This is a genomic window from Terriglobus tenax (genome assembly GCF_025685395.1).
In the GTDB taxonomy this organism is placed as follows: domain Bacteria; phylum Acidobacteriota; class Terriglobia; order Terriglobales; family Acidobacteriaceae; genus Terriglobus; species Terriglobus tenax.
In genome coordinates this window covers 1,088,377-1,104,434 of record NZ_JAGSYA010000003.1, presented here as the reverse complement: position 1 = coordinate 1,104,434, position 16,058 = coordinate 1,088,377, and the positions used below count along the sequence as shown (strand labels likewise).

The following is a 16,058-nucleotide window of genomic DNA, read 5'->3' as shown; positions in this document are numbered from 1 at the left end:
GCCGCAGGCAGTCAAGGGACAGAATGCAAGGAGGAGGAACTTGACTCCTTGCCGCGCAGCCGGCGAGCGGGGCCGGACCGGAGCGGGATGAGGGTTGTAGGGAGAAACCGAAGCGGTCTCTCCCTGCCGCCGATTTCGGGCTGAAGCGAAAAGGCCGCAGGTTCGCGGCCATCTCAGTTATGCGGCTTTCTTGGCCTTCGGAACGGGCCGGGCTGTTGGCGTGGGTTCTTTCTTTGCCTTCGCTTTCGCTGCAAACTCCGCTTTGACCTTCTGCGCGATGGCATCAGTATCCACTTTGTAGACCGTTGCTGCTTCACGCAGGATGCTTGGAGCATTCGTCCGAGCGGCGGCAAGAACGATGGTTAGCGCCACCGCGACGCGGGAAAGCGTACCTTCATCGGCACGGCGAAGATAGGCGGCGAACACCTTGCCGATGTTCTCCGTGTCCTTCGACCGCTTGATGCCGTGCTGTTTGGCAAGGGCTTCCAGACGGGGTTCCCCAACAAGCTCTGCAAGTTGAGTATTGATGAAGAGAAGGTCACGCTTCATCAGACGCACCGGAACGGCGGCACTGATGGCGGTGAGGACGCGAAGCCCGGTTGTGTTGGCGATCGCCTCCTCGCGGCGGCGCTTCTCCTGCTCGGCCTTCCACTTCTCCTCATCCCGGTCATTGCGCTGTGGCTTGGGATGATGGACGGGGCAAGCGGCATTCGTGCAGACCTTGCGCATGGTGCCAACTTCCGTTCCATCGGTCACAATCGCGTCCGTGGTGAACTTGCACGATTTGAACTCAGGCCGTTTTGCCTTGTCCCTGTCGGCAACATGCGCTGCAACCTTCGATTGATAGCAGGTCGGGTCAGTGCAGGAATCCAGCTTGCCGCCAATGTCCGAAAACAGGAGCTTGTTGTGTCCGGTGCGCTTCGGGCAATCTACACAACTTCCCGCCGCTGGCACAAGCTGCGCGTCCCTCCTGTCGAACGGAGCATCTTTCAACGCGAGAATGATGTTGGTATCAATCCAGAATTGCAGATTGCGGACAGGCAGGAGAATGCGCGTTGGTTTGCGTTCGCCGTTGTAGACCTCTTTGAAGCAAGCGGAGAGGGCCTGTTCCTGTTGGTCGGCCTGCAGCTTGGCCAAAAGCAAGGCATGGCCGACGCCGATCTCCTCGGCATAGAAGGCTTCGATGACAACGGGAGCGAGGTCAGTGAGCTTGAGGCGCGTGGTCACATACGCTGGACTCTTGCCCATCTTGGCGGCGATCTGCTCGACGGTGTAAGTAGGCTCCTCCAAGTTCAGAAGCGCACGGAAGCCCTGGGCTTCTTCCATCGGGTGAACATCCTTACGTTGCAGGTTTTCAATCAACTGCGCTTCGATTACTTCTGCATCGGTCATCTCCTTGATGCGGACGGGAACGGTTGCGGCCTCGGCCATCTGGGCGGCACGAAAGCGCCGCGCTCCAAACACAATCTCAAACCCTCGTTCTGTGAGTGGACGAACAAGCAAGGGAGAGTAGACACCTTTGGTGCGGATGGTTGCGGCGAGTTCCTTGAGGGCTTCGTTCTCAAAGACGCGGCGCGGGTTGGTCTTCGATTCGGTCAGTAGCGAGAGCGAGACTTCGCGGTATTCGGTGGCATTGACGATTTGGGTTTCCATGATGAATGTGCTCCTTTCGAGCGGTTGGGAGGGATGGTCACAGAGCGGCACAGGTCGGGCATGGTTCCGCTCCAAAAGAGCGGACTAGCCGAGAATGCACTTGTCCGTGAAGGCGGCTTCGTAGCCCTGCAAGCGGAGATTGTTGTCCCATGTCTCCGCGAACTTCTCGTGCTGCTTCTGCAACTCCAGAAGGGCTACATAGTGGTCGCGGATGATGTTGCGGCTCCACTGCTCGACCGCAACGTAGTCATTGCGCCAGTAGTACGGAATCAGGTGTGCGCCCCCGGCGAAGCCCAACTCAAAACACATCTCCGGGTCGCGCATGGCATCGCCATTCTGTTCGCCGTAATGGGCGACAGAGAGCGCGGGCAAACCGAGCGGCCCGACTCGTCCGCCGCTTCGATGACCAACGGCAGATAGGGCGGGTTCTCAATCTTGACGTAGAGATTGGGTCGCCAACCTCCGGCCTTATGCAGGATGGCAAGGATGGTCTCCATGCCGCCACCTCCGCGAGTTCCGGGGCCTCGGTGGAAGTTGTCTCTTCTTCTTCATCCTCAGCAGGTGGCTCCAACGCTGCAAGGATGACAGCGGCGGTCTGCTGAATGACTTCCAAGCTCTCCGCCAGCAAGGATGCGTTGCCGTGATAGAGGTGGATGTAATCGGCGGAGGCGGAACCCGTCACCAAACCCACGGCCTTTCCGACGACAAAGGCCACGGCCTCGGCTTCGGTTTCGCGCACGGTCTTGGTGGTTGCCGTGCGCCGCTCTGCCTTGTGCAGCAGCTCGTGCGCTGTCTCATGCACCAGCGTTGAAAACTCCTCGGCCTTGGACTGTCCCGGCAGGATCGCGATGCGTCCGCCGTAGCTCATGCCAAGTGCGGGAGCAATGTTGGCGTTATAGACAAGCGTGATGCCGCGTGAGCGAACGAAAGCGGCCAACCGTTCCGAGTTCTCGCCGGGGTCGCCGGAAATTCCGCGCATCTCGGGTAGCTCTGCGCCTTCGGTCTGCGAAACGTCGAAGACGTAGGCATTGCGAAACCCAACTAAGACGCGCTCATTCTGCTTGGTGATGTCCTTGTTGGCCTCCTCGTCCTTCTTACGGCGTACGCCAACAATCGGGGCAAGGATACGAATGCCTTTCTGTCCGGCCTTTACATTGCGGCCAAGCTGCTTCCACGTCCAGAATCCGGCAACACGGGTTGCGGTGGGCATCTGCCGCGCAATCTCCAGCACGTTTCCAAAGCTGTAGTTATGGAAGCGGCTCATAGCGGTGAGGTAGTTGGTCAGGGCGTCGGAGTGTCCGGCCTCCAACTGCTCAATCAAGAGTTTGACGTTGGCGGTGATGAGTTCCTGCTTGGTGCTGGGCTTCTTGCTGTCGATGGGGTTGGCGGCTGCGGTGGTCATGATGTCTGCTCCTTGGTCGGCTTTGGCTTTTGCACGTCCGCGTTGAAACGCGGCATGTACATGCCGAACGCCTCCTGGCGAAGGCGGGGGTAGCAAACGGAAAGGTCTTCGAGCACAGCTTTTTGGGGGGACCGCTTGCGGGGGAGCCAAAACCCGGAGGGCAGATGGCCTTGGAGAGCGCGATCGGGGCAGAGCCCCTTAGCGAGGCTTGTCTTCGTTATTCGTGCGCAGCGGCGCACAGCTATCTCAGGGTGGGCGTTGCGGGCGGGAACGGCCCGCAGAGATTCTCTCTCGCTTGTCTAGACTTTTCTTTTCTCTTTAGGGGTGTCCAGAGGGGATATTTCTCTTTTCAGAGGGAGCGCAGCGAGATCATGAAAGCAGACGGATTGCTGATCTCAGCCAAAGAACTTCACTGGCGGAATCCGATTCCGCTTGCCGATCACGGCTAAATGAGTGAGTTGGCGATTTCTCGCTCACCGAGGTCTCAACTGATGAGAACGGCGTTTCTCAGGATCAATCGAACTGGACATGAATCGCTTGCTGGAAGCGAATAGGACATCCAACGTGCCGAGCATACCTATGCTCCGCACTGCTTTCTACAAATCCTGCATCTCAACAGAAAGAATACGGCTGCCGCGATGATGTAGAAGGCCTCTAAGGGCACTGACGAAGCTGTATGACGTTTATAGAGCGCAACCGCAATGGGGATGCCGCTTACACATAAGGCCAGGATGATGTTTTTGCTGGTTTTTCTGAGCATTGGGTTCTCCCGAAGAAACAGAGCGTCTGCCATGGTGCAGGCGTCAGTACTCCAGTCGCGCCACCGCCGCAGAACTTACATGTCTTCGTGAATGGATCTCAGTTTTTCTCTGAGCTCTTGAACTTGCAGGCGTCTGTCGCGCGCCACAACAAGGCCGATTGCCATCATGGCAATCAGAGCAGCCAAGGCCGCGCCTGTCCGAATCAAGTACACGTGCGGAGAGACGGCGGTTGCGTTCGGTGCTGCTCCGAAGCCGGTCAGCCTTGCCATGATGAAGCCAGCCACAGCGCCGCAGGGGGCTCCAGCATAAAGACACCGTGCGATACGCAGATCTTTTTGGGCCCGAGCGATCATGAATCTCAATAGGCGAACCGTATCAAACGTGATCGCTTCTGCGCGGTTACAGCGGGCGCGCCGGTACCGGGCGACGCCGAGTACCAGACCAAGAATCCAGATCACAGCGAGCGCACCGTGCGCCATGGAACGTTCCGTGACTGCATCGAAGATTAGCAGGAGGCCTGTACCGCACAGGATCACAAATACGATCCGGTAGAGCCGCTGGTGGTGCCGGTTCACGCGCTGTAAATCCTGTATGAGAGAGGACGTATCGGACTTTGGGGCTGTTTGCCAAAGGGCAGCTAACGGGTCCTGTGAGGGTAGAGGCATCATAAAAGATCTCCGAGGCTGAGCCTGATAGCGGATTTCGCACGATGGAGCCGCACAGAGACGTTACCTTCGCTTATGCCCAGCGCCACGGCAATGTCCTTGATCGGCATGTCTTCGAGATAGAGGGTTGTAACGGCCTTGAGGCTCTCCGGAAGGCTCCGCACTGCTTCGATCAGGCGGGTTAGACGGATGGCATGAGTCGTGGCTTCGTCGGGAGCAGGGGCAAGATCGGGTAAGGTATCGCTCAGCGGTTGGGTCTGCCGCACAAGAGCGCGCCGGACATGGGTGACACAGATGTTCTGTGTAATGCGGGCGATGTAGCTCTTCAGCATCGTAGGGTCATTCAAGCGGGGCAATGCTTGCCAAACGGCGATCCAGATATCCTGCACAAGGTCATCGACCCTGTCGGGATGGTGCTCATACACCGTCGCAATGCGGCGCACCATGGCGGCATGGACCTCAACGATCTCCTCTAGCTTGACCCCAGTGCTCACATCCAACCCTTATCTTCCGTCGTAGTCACCATTTCATACAGTCTTCAATACAGTCGCTGACACCGGCAGAATCTTACAGACAAAATCCTGTGAGACAGACGTTTGAATCGACAACCTGTAAGAAGTTTCGGCGCCGCGCGACTGTACAGTCATGAAAACGCCCTTTGTCAATGCTCGTGCCATCTTTGCCAGACTCATCGCCATGTTGTTCGTCCTCCTCGCGTATCAAGCTCCTGCGCAGAAAGCTGTACGTGACAAGAGTGATCTTCTGGCCGCTCCATCGACTTACCAAACGGATCACCTCTCCGTAAAAGTGATGGGAACGGCCGGAAGCCCGGTGTTCCTGATCCCGGGTCTATCCAGTCCACGTGCTGTATGGGATGGAATAGCACCCGAACTCGCGAAGACCCACCGGGTTTACCTGGTGCAGGTCAATGGGTTCGGCGGAGATGCTCCGGGAGCGAATCTCAAGCCAGGTATCCTGACGGGAATTGTGGCCGATCTTGATGAGCTGATTCGCAGCCGCAAACTCACCCATGTTGCTGTTGTCGGTCACTCCATGGGGGGAATCGCGGGGCTCCTGCTTGCGGCACGACATCCGGCGAATCTGGAACGGCTGATGATCGTCGATGAGCTGCCCTTCGCTGCGGTGATGCTGGCCCCACCTGGCACCGATGTTACGATTTCGATGGTCGAACCGCGGGCAGCGCAGATGCGTGATACGACGGCCGCCGAGTACGGCAAGCCGGCAAACCCTGCCGCTTTGGAAGCGAGCATTGCGCGCTTGACACTGAATCCCGAGAACCACGCCAGGATAAAGGAGTGGGCGACGACTGCCGATCCCCGCGTGACGGCACAGGCGCTCTACGAGAACCTTACTACCGACGTGCGCCCCGAACTGGCTGCGATCCGCGCGAAGGTGACTGTCGTCTACGCGTGGAATAACACGTATCCACTCAAGGAGCGTGTCGACTCATTCTTTCGTCAGCAGTATGCGGCCGTTCAGCAGATCACCTATGTCGGGATAGGCCCTTCGGCGCATATGGTAATGCTCGACCAGCCCGCGAAGTTCCAGGAAGCGATCGAGCATTTTCTTGGTAATTAATATAAGTGTGGCTCCCGAGGTTCGGGAATTCTTGCTGTTCGGTTAGTCCTCATAATGTATGGTCCGCCGCGTGATTGCAAGGTTGAGTTTGGTCGAGAGACAAGTCTGCGGCAATGTATTCGGCCTTTGATGGAGCCGCGTGCTCCTGGCCAGGATGAGTTCCGCTGCGCATCTGTCCTTACAAGTCGGTCGGTCGTTGAAGACCCTTATCAGGAGCAGGTTTCAGATGCGCCGTTGTGACTGTTCTTTCGTCCGTACTGTTCCTATGCAGACCTCGGTGGGGAAAGTCGTCGTAGAGCAGTAAAGTGGAAGCGCGTAGCGCTTCCAAGCCGCAGGCGTCTTTTCCGCTCTATCTCATGCTGCCGCGATGCTCACGGCAGGCCTGTAATCTTCACCGCTGGAGAGCACAGCCCAGACGATACGTGCGAGCTTGTTGGCCATAGCGACGACCAGCACGTTGCGTGGCGCTCGTGCTTCGAGCGCGTTCATCCATGCGCCAATCGGAAAGCGATCTCGTTTTATGCGCATCGCGGCAGCTCGCGCACCATGAATGAGAACCTTGCGCAGGTAGATGTTGCCGCGCTTGCTGATACCCAACAGCTTGGCCTTGCCTCCGGTCGAGTACTGCCTTGGAACGAGTCCGAGCCACGCTGCGAAGTCTCGTCCCTTGCGGAATGCCGCACCGTTGCCGATGGCGGCAACGATAGCCGTCGCTACGATGGGGCCGATGCCGGGGATCTGCCGGATACGGCAGCAACCGGCGTCACTCGCAGCGATCTGTTCGAGCCTGTCGGTTAACTCATCGATCTGCTGCTCGACAGTCTTCCACTCATCCCAAAGTATGGCGGTCAGGTTGCGCATCATCGGCGTCAGCGCGTTGTCCGCGTTCTCGAGCACGTCGGCCATCCCGGCCTTCAGCTTCGCGGGCTTCTGCGCAAAGACCATGCCGCGCTCAAGCAGAAAGGCTCGTATCTGGTTGATGACTGCTGTGCGCCGGGAGACAAGCCGATCGCGAATCCGGTGCATCGCCTGCAGGTCGAGCTGGTCATCCGTCTTGATCGGAACGAAACGCATGTTCTTGCGCTCGACAGCTTCAGCGATAGCCTCCGCATCGACGAAGTCGTTCTTGTTGGACTTCACAAACGGCTTCACGAACTGAGCCGCGATCAGCCTGACATCATGGCCCTGCTCCTTCAAGGCCCGTCCAAGGAAATGCGCTCCCGCACATGCCTCAAGACCGATCAGTGACTGCTGCATGTTAGCGGTGAACGCCAGCAACTGCTTCTGCGTGAACTTCTTCTTCACCAGAACCTTGCCCGATGCTCCCGACGCAACAAGGTGAAACGTCGTCTTGCCCAAATCAATGCCAACGGAACGAATCTGCATATCGATGATCCTCCTTAGAAACCGCTGCGTCCATACTCCGCCTCAGCGGAGAGTTACAGCGGCGGACCATCTCATTAGTCGGCTTATCATCAGTAATCTGCTCGGCCCGGTCTCAATTGGCGACAACAGGCCAATGCACTCAGCGAGCCTAGCTTCGGTGAGTGACTAGGCGATGACAATGCACCAATCGACGGTAGGAAATAGCATAGATTTCAAATCATCGAGGGTTGGCAGTTCTGAGGGGCTTCTGGCCGAGAAGTCCACTCTGGCTGAGGCTAACATTGGGACATTTGCGACCAATGCATGAGACATGCTCTAAATTGCGAGGGTATTCGTTGCGATGAGTCAGCTGCTTTTGGGGGCATCGTCCGAGTTGCTAGTCGGGTATCCCTTCCAATGCCAGGTGTTTCGTCCGGCCCCCTTTGCCTGATAGAGAGCCATGTCGGCGATTTTATAGAGTTCTTCAAGCGATTCTCCATCAACAGGAAATGTAGCGACGCCGATACTGGGGCTGGTGTTCATTGATGCCCCATTGACCGTGACAAGTTTTTCGAATGACCGCGTAATTCTGCGGCAGATCATCTCAACTGAGGATGGTTCCGTAAAACCAACCTCGAGAACTGCAAATTCATCCCCTCCCAGCCGGAAGACGTGATCCGACTCCCTCACTGCGGCCTTGAGCCGGCTAGCAGCTTCAATCAGAAGTGCGTCACCAGCATCATGGCCTAGCGTGTCATTGATCTGCTTGAATCGGTCCAGGTCGATGAGCAGCAGGGCAAATTTTCCTTCCTGTCGACGCATAAGTGCTGAGACTTGATTGAAGTGCTCAGTAAACATTCGCCGGTTCGGCAGCCCCGTCAGGGGATCGGAATAGGCCATTTGCTCAAGCTGGTGCTCGCGCTTCCGCAATTCGGCCGTTTGACTGGCGACCTGTCGTTCAAGCTCCCGCTGACGAGCACGCAAATACGCTGTACGAGTCTGCACGAAGAGGAAGCCCATCCCGAAGAGAGCTATCAACCCGGCAATCTTGAACCATACCGTCTGATACCACGTCGGCAAGACTCGAATCGGCAGGGATAACTGGGATTCTGTCCAGATACCATCACGATTCGAGCCGCGTAGGTGCAAGACATAGTGTCCGGGTGGCAAATTGGTATACGCCGCAACCCGGTGCCTCGAATCGGTTTCATTCCAGGTGTGGTCATACCCTTCGAGCCAGTAGCTATAGCGATTTCGTTCCGGTGCCGAATAGTCAAGAGCGGCGAATTCCACAGTGACGCTATTGGCGTCCGGAGAAATTTCGATCGTCCCGATCGCGCCACCACTGCCAAATCGTCCCCAGGGCTCTGGTTTGCCGCCAATCCGAATGTCAGTCACAACAATCGAAGGATGGTAAGCGTAATTCTTCAAATTGTCCGGCAGAACCAAGCTGAGGCCCCCGGCTCCGCCAAAAGCAAGCACGCCGTCCGCAGTGGTGGCACCCGCATTAATCCAATAGCTGGGAATGACTCCACCTTCTGCCTCTCCGAGCACTCGGACAGTGAACTGCTTCGGATCGATGACCGCCAATCCGTTGTCAGTCGCGGCCCATACAGCTCCTGACGGTGCCTGCAAAATCTTGTCGACATTGAGATTTGGCAGTCCTTCAGGCAGACCAAGGTGGCGAAAGCGCGGATGTCCGTCCGGAGTGCGACCCTCCAAGATGGAGATACCACCGTTCTGCATCCCGACCCAAAGTCGACCTTGGCGATCATTCATAAGGGAACTGACATAGGGTGCCGCGATTGCCGTCGCCGTTTCAGGCTCTACTCTTATGTGTTCAATTGAGCCCGTCGCGGGATCTAGACGATCAAGACCATTGTAGGTACCGATCCAGAGGGAGCCGGCGGACCCTGGAGTAATGACCGAGACTCGGGAATCGGCCAGTTTACTGGAGCCCTCAAAATGTTGCGCGGACACCCGCCCATGCTCGTTGGAACGGATAGACCAAAGCCCATCCCCGATGGTGCCGATCCAGACTGTTCGGGTCTGGGGTAAATACGCTGCTGCCTGTACGGAATTACTTCCTGGCAACTCAATCCGAACCGGAAACGCGTCCTGCGGCGTTTTTCGATAAAGACCGCTGCGGGCGCATAAGTACACTTCGTCAGCTCCGGCGGAGACGAGACCGCGGACTTCACTCAATTCCCTCGTCTTTCCAGTCCCATCGATCCCAAGCCTCATCTGGCCGACTCGCCCAGCAACTGGGTCGAGAATGTCCACACCTTTTGCACCGAGGCCCAACCACAGTTGCCCGTTGGACATAGACAATACCGACTCCACATCGGTATCTGACAAGCCTTTGGTCCGGGTGAGGACGCCGAAGACGGTCATGATTGCCGATTGATTTGGGTTGTTGTGGGAAAATCCGCGATTGGTCCCCGTCCACATATCGCCAACTTTGTCGCGGAAAATTGCCCAGACGGTATCTTCGTCAAGGCTCTGCGGAAGAAGCGGATCGTGGCGGACGTTTCGGACTCCGAAGGTGGCTTCGTTAACAATCAGGATGCCGTTTCCATAGGTCCCGAGCCACATTTCCCCAGGCCTGCCTTCAGCCATCGATTGAACTGTTTCCGCCCTCGACGCTTCGACAAATCGTGGGACCAGAACGCTGGAATGCGATCCCGGCTGGACGACGTACGCGCCATGTGTGGTGCCGAGCCACATCCGACCGCTGGCATCTTCGTGCATGCAGATCACGGCGGAGCTCTGGTTCTGGAGCCCGGGTAGGGATACCCTTACGAAGGGCGATCCTGATGCATCCTGGCGAACAGCGCCACTGTGCGTACCAATCCAGAGACGTCCTTCACGATCCGTAAGAACTGCCCGCACTTTGTTATCCGGAAGACTGGTTGAGTCCGCGTCGTTATGGCGCAGATGCCCAATAACACCACGTTCCGGGTCGACGTCATCGAGTCCTTGATTTGTTGCTACCCAGACGCCCCCCTTGCCATCGTCGGTAATTGCGAGAACATCGACGCTGCTCAACCCACCTGGACCGGTTGAGTAGTTTATGAAACGATCATTGAGGCGATCATAACGCGAGAGGCCACCACTAAGCGTCGCAATCCAGAGATTGCCACGTTTATCAACGTGCAGGCTCTGGATGTAGTTATCGGGTAAGCTTCCCGGATTCTTGGCATCCGACTGATAGATGCGATAGCGGTAGCCGTCCCATCGTGCCACCCCACCTTCTGTTCCGATCCAAAGAAAGCCATCGTGATCCTGTGCAATTGCTAGGACAGGTGAATTCGGAAGGGTGGTATCGGAGATGGGATGCTTAAAGACCGAATCGGCAACACTCTCCCAACGCTGTGCCGCAACTCCAGAGGGCAGGACTACAAGGCCCGCCACGAGCGCCGCCAACACTCCGAAATCAAACACTCCCATAAAGCGCACCTCTGCTGTCTTCTCGGTCGGTGTCACCCTCGCGATTACGCCCGTTACCTCACTTATCGCATTCATCGGTAAGGTCCATCGCCCTGACGGCCCACACAATAGCGTCTTGGCAAATCAGATTAACGAGCGATTAAGTATAGATATAGAACGAATAGCGAAACGAGACTAAAGTAACTGTCTGCTACGGCTTGCGAAGTCGCTTTCCTGCACCTCTTCGAGATCCCAAAAACAGATCCATTACAGGTGTGCATCACAGTTCAGACAGTCCTAGAGAAATGCCATATCCACCACGACTCAACCATTGCCAATCCTGTCGCATATCTTTGCGGCAGGCGATAGTTGATGCGCTGTCTGTCCAGACTGTGCGTCGAATGGCGATTTAACGCTCACCGAGAAGTAATCGCTCTACAGCGGGAAATCGGGAGGCCCAGGAGATCGGAAAGGACACTGCCGATCCACTTGCTCCGATCCTCGGTATACGCCAACATGCCGGCCCCACCTCGAAATGTGACCGGACGATTTTCGATGATTGAAAAGTCCTAATTACGAGATACGCGTTTCTCATTCGCTATTTTCGGCAAGTCGCTCTTGCCCTACCCGGCAAGATTCTTTTGAATGCGCCTCATCATGATTGGCCGGAAGCCTTTGTGGTCATTCTGAGGATGCGAGACATCATGGCATCTGTGATTGCCATTGCTTCGCTACCTGGATGAGCTTGATGAATGAGATCCGTGAGAGCGTGCCCCGGCTGCATTTCGAGAAAGAGATCGCAGCCCAGTTCTACGGCTACTTCGGTTGCATCACTCCAGCGAACACCGTGTGCGATATTGTTCGCCAGATCGGACTGAACGCCCTTTGCCGTGTAAGTTGCGCGGGCCTGCACGTTGGAGATGTAAGTACAATTTGGCCTGCTTAGGGAAACGGCTTGCAAGCGTTCTCGTAACGCAGAAGCTACGGGCTCTAACAGGCGACAATGTGACGGAACGGATACGTTCAGCAGTTCGGCGCGTTGTGCTCCCATTGCTTCGGCTCGCTCGATGAGCTGACTCAAGCCGGCCCGTGCTCCCGCCGTTACGATCTGCTTCGCGGCATTAATGTTCGTCACAAAGACGGGAGCTTTGTCGGTATACACGGTCTCGGTGATCTGCTGCACCTGTGATTCGCTGAGGCCAACGATCGCGGCCATCCCATAATCTTTGGGAAAGAGCCCCTGCATGAGCTCGGCGCGCTCCTTCACCAGCAATACAGCATCGTGAAGTGAAATCACACCTGCGGTCACGGCAGCAGCGAAGGCTCCTACTGACATTCCCAGTACCACCGTGGGGTCGATACCCTGTGCCTGAAGATAACGTGCAGTTGCAACCCCTGCCGCAAGCAGGCTAAGTTGCGTCGCTACCGTGGACTGGAGCGCTTCTGACGTGTCAAATTTTGTGATGTGGTCACCCAGCGCGCTGGTTACTTCGGCAAGGGTGTTTTCGACGACCTCATGACGAGGAAGCTGGTGCAGCATACCTGGGCGCTGAGCACCCTGACCTGGAAAGAGAAACGCAGCCATCATGGTTAGGGCATCTCCCAAGGATCTTGCAGAAGCAGGCTGCCAGTCGAAGTGCGTACCAACAGCGGACCTGCTGAGGAGCGGCAATACTCCTCCAAGGCAAACCCACCCACAGGAGTCTCTAGCCGCACATCGACTCGGCCCGGCGCCTTGGATACCACATCCAGAAGCTCTGCAGCATTCGCCCGATCCAGACGCTCAGGAGATCTCACCACAAGGTCGAGATCACTAGCGATGCCTACGGTCTCCTGTCCGCTCGCAAGTTCAAATGCCACGCTGCCGCCTGGGCCCCAATCAAGGTCAAAACAAGCGAGAGCCTGTTCAAGCGTCCGCAGGGCGCGGGAGGCTGGTAGGCCGGAGCGTGAATGGGGAAGATCCTTCAATCTCAACTCTGCGGGTGCGACAAGCTGCTCTACTTGCTGTTGCTGGATGAAGCCGCCCCAGCGCTGGTTGCGCTCGTGTCCACGAACGCCGACGGCGATGCGTCCGGCAGTCGTTTCCGCTCGACGCACCACGACCCACGGACTCCTCTCGAGACTCTGCTCGACCCAATCCGGCTTAGCCACACATGCAGGACTCACAGAGCCAGCATGGATTCGAATCAGGTCGTGTACGAGTGGCGAACCCATCTTGAACCTCGAAACGCGTTAGTGAATGTAGGTGACGATAACTGCCCATAAGGGTAGAGTCGCAAGACTAAGCACATAAGTCAGAATTAGAGCGGAACCGGCAACCGCAGGCGCCGCCTGGAAGCGTTTGCCAAAAACCAGCCCAAAGAATCCGGCGGGGATCGCGCAGATCATCGTCACCTGCCGTACTGTGCTTATTTCCATATGCAGCAGAAGACAGATTCCGAGAGCGAGGAGCGGCTGCACAACGATCTTCGCCAGCGACGAGATGATGGCTCCAAGGTTGATCTTCAACTTCTGCTCCGAGAGGATGAGTCCCGTCAACAGGAGCGCCGTTCCTGTTGAAGCATTTCCCAGCACGCCCAGACTCGAAAGCGCGAAGGGTGGCAGCGAGACGTGAACTGCCAGCAGCAGCAGCGCAACAAGTGGCGCCCACACCACCGGACGTTTGAAGGAGAGCAGGATGCACTTCAGGAACTTGCGAACATCAAAGCCTCGGTTCTCAGGGTTCGCCTGCATCTCCAGAATCGCAAGCGTGATGGGAGAGATCGTCAGTGCTCCTACCGCGATGGATAGCGAAGCAAGCACCCTTGACGATGGACCATACAAATCGGAGAGCAAGGAGATCGCAACGGCTGCACAGTTTGGAAATCCAATCGTCAAGGCCAGCACCGCTGATTCGCTCAGCGAAACCTTGCCGCTTCGCAAAGCAATCAGGTAGGTTGCGGTATAGATGACGAGGAAGGCTAATGCAATGATCCAGCAGGCGCTCGCAGCGCGAGCGACCGCGGGCCACGGTGTACGGATGATCGCAGAGAACATCGCACACGGCACGGCAACGTTCATCACGACTGCGATGAGCGCAGTTACTCCTTTGATGTCGAGCCATCCCCGTTTGCCCCCCCAGTAACCAAGCAGGAGACCAACGAAGATGGGTACGAGTGCATTGGCTAAGGCTGGCGCCATCGGATCATGCCCCCAGCCATTCTTGTTCCATCCGCTCTCGAACGGCGTTGCCGGCCTTCCGCATGACATTGGCCTGGGGGTTCTTCCAGCGGTTGCTCAGATCCCTTTCGCCGTTTGCACAGTCTGCAATCGCACTAACCAAAGATTGGGAGACCTTTGCGATGTCTGATTCAACCGGCTCCTCCGGACTCTCTATGTGCAGCAATTCGTAGAGCAGACCAAGTTTGGCATAATCGTGGACATCATAAGACATCGGTGGAATCTCGTGGCCGAGACGAAGTAGATCTGCTACGGAGCGGCGAGTGATGCGCGCTGCCGCCTCCTCATGCATCGCGTGGATGACCACTTCTTTATCATCGAAGGCCACCAACCGATTTGCCTGGTAGCCATGCGTGAGAAACCCGCCGGAGAAAGCGTGGCCAACGATCAAGCTGACTACGGGATGCCCTTTCATTCTCGCAGTCGCATAAGCATCGGCTGCTGTCGCTGCAGCCAGAAAGATGCCGACCGTCTCTTCACGGCGCCCATAGGCCTGGCTCTTTACGTCGATGATTGCGATGATTGGGCGCTTCTCTTCCTGTGGCTTACCTTCGTCCTCTGCAATCAGCGCACGAATGTGGGAGGCAAGGGCATAGGCTTCTTCAAGTCCGACCTGTCCATCACGAACGCATGGAAAGCGGCTCTCGGGATTCGGCACCACACAAAGAAAGAGCGCCTCGCCTGATCCCAATGATGCCTTCGACGCCAATACGGAGGCGGGATCGCCGCTCTGAGGTGTACCGCTCCCCGTCAAGGCCCGAAACCACTCGCGACCACGAACACCAATCTGATGCTTCATCGCACACCTCCTTCTACATCCGCCTGTTTCCATTGCGCGCGCAGTCCGGCGGGATCAATCTGCGTTGAAACGTCCAGCGCCGCAATGCGAGCCCGGTACCGCTCGACAAGCTCGCTGCGGTGAACGGCAGGAATACCTTTCGCGAGAAGCTTCCGTACCGCGGTGGCGAATTCTTCAACACTGTCCTGCACCAGAGCATCTGCAAGCCCCATGCCGACGCGCTGTTCGCCACCGTCGATCGCCCAGATCAGAGCGCGGTCCTTGGAATCGAACTCGTCCACACCGGACTCTTGCTCAATCACCTCGGGGCCATTCAGGCCGAGCCGGGCTTCGCGTGTCATGAGCACGTAACTGGAGAGGCCCGCGACGAGCGACATACCGCCGAAGCAACCAACCGTGCCTGCAATGATCGTGATGACAGGCGCATGGGGACGCAGGCTGAGCACAGAGGCGATCACCTCTGCAACAGCAGCAAGCCCCAGGTTGGCTTCCTGCAAGCGGACGCCGCCCGTCTCGAGCAAAAGGATGGCCGGTGTCGTCGTTCCTTGAACAGAGTCGCGCGTCGCTAAATCCAATGCCGCGCAGATCTTTGCTCCGGAGACCTCACCGATGCTGCCGCCCTGGAACTTACCTTCGAGTGAGATGACTACGGCTGGCTTGCCATCGACCTTGCCCTTCAGCACGACGCAGCCATCATCGGACTGAGGAGCCACACCCTGCATCGGGAGCCACGGAGACTGCATCCGGGCAAAAGGTCCTGCGAGCTCTTTAAATGAGCCCTCATCGAGAAGGCTTTGCGCGCGACCGCGTGCATCGAGTTCGATGAAGCTGCGGCGATGGATGAATTCCATGATCGTGTCTTCGGTATTCATTTGCCTAGTACCTCCGCCGCCTGTTGAAGCCTGAGCATGACGCTGCCGGGTGTCGCCCCTGAGTCGTTGATTACAATTCGAACCGCGCCATCATAGCGGCTGAAGAAGCGGTCGAAGACGGCCTGCCACGTACCCTGAAAGCCCTGAACACTGGTTGTGATCGATACGCTTGCACCGGCAGCTTGCGATGGCTCGATCAACACTTCCATGTCGCCCGAAGCCACGACGCCAACATGAGCGCGGCCGGTTATAGGACGGGTTGCCTCCGGATACTTGAACTCCATGTTTTCCATT

Annotated in this window: 12 protein-coding genes and 2 pseudogenes; 1 reads left to right on the top strand and 13 read right to left on the bottom strand. The window is 57.1% G+C overall.

Annotated elements, in window-relative coordinates; genetic code table 11:
- Window positions 1-177 precede the first annotated feature (177 nt).
- From OHL13_RS04655 to OHL13_RS04635, 5 genes and pseudogenes are all read right to left on the bottom strand, one after another.
- Window positions 178-1,653, bottom strand: coding sequence for a ParB/RepB/Spo0J family partition protein (locus tag OHL13_RS04655; protein WP_263408940.1), 1,476 nt, complete (start codon window positions 1,651-1,653; stop codon window positions 178-180).
- Between the two features lie 84 nt (window positions 1,654-1,737).
- Window positions 1,738-2,150: pseudogene (locus OHL13_RS04650) on the bottom strand (DUF6908 domain-containing protein).
- A gap of 2 nt (window positions 2,151-2,152) precedes the next feature.
- Window positions 2,153-3,055, bottom strand: a pseudogene (locus OHL13_RS04645) (ArdC family protein); the annotation flags it as partial.
- A gap of 835 nt (window positions 3,056-3,890) precedes the next feature.
- Entirely contained in the window at window positions 3,891-4,391 is a 501-nt protein-coding gene (locus tag OHL13_RS04640; RefSeq protein ID WP_263408939.1) for a hypothetical protein, read from the bottom strand.
- An 89-nt stretch (window positions 4,392-4,480) separates the two neighbouring features.
- Window positions 4,481-4,975 carry an RNA polymerase sigma factor gene (locus tag OHL13_RS04635; RefSeq protein WP_263408938.1) on the bottom strand — a complete coding sequence of 165 codons (495 nt, stop codon included), beginning with the start codon at window positions 4,973-4,975 and terminating at the stop codon, window positions 4,481-4,483.
- A gap of 151 nt (window positions 4,976-5,126) precedes the next feature.
- Between OHL13_RS04635 and OHL13_RS04630 the strand changes: the two genes are divergently transcribed.
- On the top strand, window positions 5,127-6,080 hold the full coding sequence (locus OHL13_RS04630; RefSeq protein WP_263408937.1) for an alpha/beta fold hydrolase: 954 nt from the start codon (window positions 5,127-5,129) through the stop codon (window positions 6,078-6,080).
- Window positions 6,081-6,434: 354 nt separating this feature from the next.
- Here OHL13_RS04630 and OHL13_RS04625 read toward each other — a convergent pair whose 3' ends face one another.
- The 8 genes from OHL13_RS04625 to OHL13_RS04590 all read right to left on the bottom strand — a co-directional run bounded on the left by OHL13_RS04625 (window position 6,435) and on the right by OHL13_RS04590 (window position 16,057).
- On the bottom strand, window positions 6,435-7,466 hold the full coding sequence (locus OHL13_RS04625; RefSeq protein WP_263408936.1) for an IS110 family RNA-guided transposase: 1,032 nt from the start codon (window positions 7,464-7,466) through the stop codon (window positions 6,435-6,437).
- A 345-nt stretch (window positions 7,467-7,811) separates the two neighbouring features.
- A complete protein-coding gene (locus OHL13_RS04620) occupies window positions 7,812-10,895 on the bottom strand; it encodes a ligand-binding sensor domain-containing protein (protein ID WP_263408935.1) in 3,084 nt (1,027 codons plus the stop codon).
- 634 nt (window positions 10,896-11,529) lie between these two features.
- A complete protein-coding gene (mdcH, locus tag OHL13_RS04615; RefSeq protein ID WP_263408934.1) occupies window positions 11,530-12,462 on the bottom strand; it encodes a malonate decarboxylase subunit epsilon in 933 nt (310 codons plus the stop codon).
- Window positions 12,463-12,464: 2 nt separating this feature from the next.
- Window positions 12,465-13,088 (bottom strand): malonate decarboxylase holo-ACP synthase, encoded by a 624-nt coding sequence (locus OHL13_RS04610; RefSeq protein ID WP_263408933.1) that lies wholly within the window; start codon window positions 13,086-13,088, stop codon window positions 12,465-12,467.
- A gap of 18 nt (window positions 13,089-13,106) precedes the next feature.
- Entirely contained in the window at window positions 13,107-14,054 is a 948-nt protein-coding gene (locus OHL13_RS04605) for an AEC family transporter (protein WP_263408932.1), read from the bottom strand.
- Window positions 14,055-14,058: 4 nt separating this feature from the next.
- Entirely contained in the window at window positions 14,059-14,892 is an 834-nt protein-coding gene (mdcE, locus tag OHL13_RS04600; RefSeq protein WP_263408931.1) for a biotin-independent malonate decarboxylase subunit gamma, read from the bottom strand.
- Window positions 14,889-15,764 carry a biotin-independent malonate decarboxylase subunit beta gene (locus OHL13_RS04595; protein WP_263408930.1) on the bottom strand — a complete coding sequence of 292 codons (876 nt, stop codon included), beginning with the start codon at window positions 15,762-15,764 and terminating at the stop codon, window positions 14,889-14,891. The genes mdcE and OHL13_RS04595 overlap by 4 nt, the downstream gene beginning before the upstream one ends.
- Window positions 15,761-16,057, bottom strand: a complete 297-nt coding sequence (locus OHL13_RS04590; RefSeq protein ID WP_263408929.1) for a malonate decarboxylase subunit delta — start codon at window positions 16,055-16,057, stop codon at window positions 15,761-15,763. Before OHL13_RS04590 ends, OHL13_RS04595 begins: the two co-directional genes overlap by 4 nt.
- Window position 16,058 lies beyond the last annotated feature (1 nt).

What these genes read in the sequence shown, in the direction of transcription:
- OHL13_RS04655 (WP_263408940.1), bottom strand. Translation starts at nt 1,653, where the DNA reads ATGGAAACCCAAATCGTCAATGCCACCGAATACCGCGAAGTCTCGCTC.
- OHL13_RS04630 (WP_263408937.1), top strand. Translation starts at nt 5,127, where the DNA reads ATGAAAACGCCCTTTGTCAATGCTCGTGCCATCTTTGCCAGACTCATC.
- OHL13_RS04625 (WP_263408936.1), bottom strand. Translation starts at nt 7,466, where the DNA reads ATGCAGATTCGTTCCGTTGGCATTGATTTGGGCAAGACGACGTTTCAC.
- OHL13_RS04620 (WP_263408935.1), bottom strand. Translation starts at nt 10,895, where the DNA reads ATGGGAGTGTTTGATTTCGGAGTGTTGGCGGCGCTCGTGGCGGGCCTT.
- mdcH (WP_263408934.1), bottom strand. Translation starts at nt 12,462, where the DNA reads ATGATGGCTGCGTTTCTCTTTCCAGGTCAGGGTGCTCAGCGCCCAGGT.
- OHL13_RS04610 (WP_263408933.1), bottom strand. Translation starts at nt 13,088, where the DNA reads ATGGGTTCGCCACTCGTACACGACCTGATTCGAATCCATGCTGGCTCT.
- OHL13_RS04605 (WP_263408932.1), bottom strand. Translation starts at nt 14,054, where the DNA reads ATGGCGCCAGCCTTAGCCAATGCACTCGTACCCATCTTCGTTGGTCTC.
- mdcE (WP_263408931.1), bottom strand. Translation starts at nt 14,892, where the DNA reads ATGAAGCATCAGATTGGTGTTCGTGGTCGCGAGTGGTTTCGGGCCTTG.
- OHL13_RS04595 (WP_263408930.1), bottom strand. Translation starts at nt 15,764, where the DNA reads ATGAATACCGAAGACACGATCATGGAATTCATCCATCGCCGCAGCTTC.
- OHL13_RS04590 (WP_263408929.1), bottom strand. Translation starts at nt 16,057, where the DNA reads ATGGAAAACATGGAGTTCAAGTATCCGGAGGCAACCCGTCCTATAACC.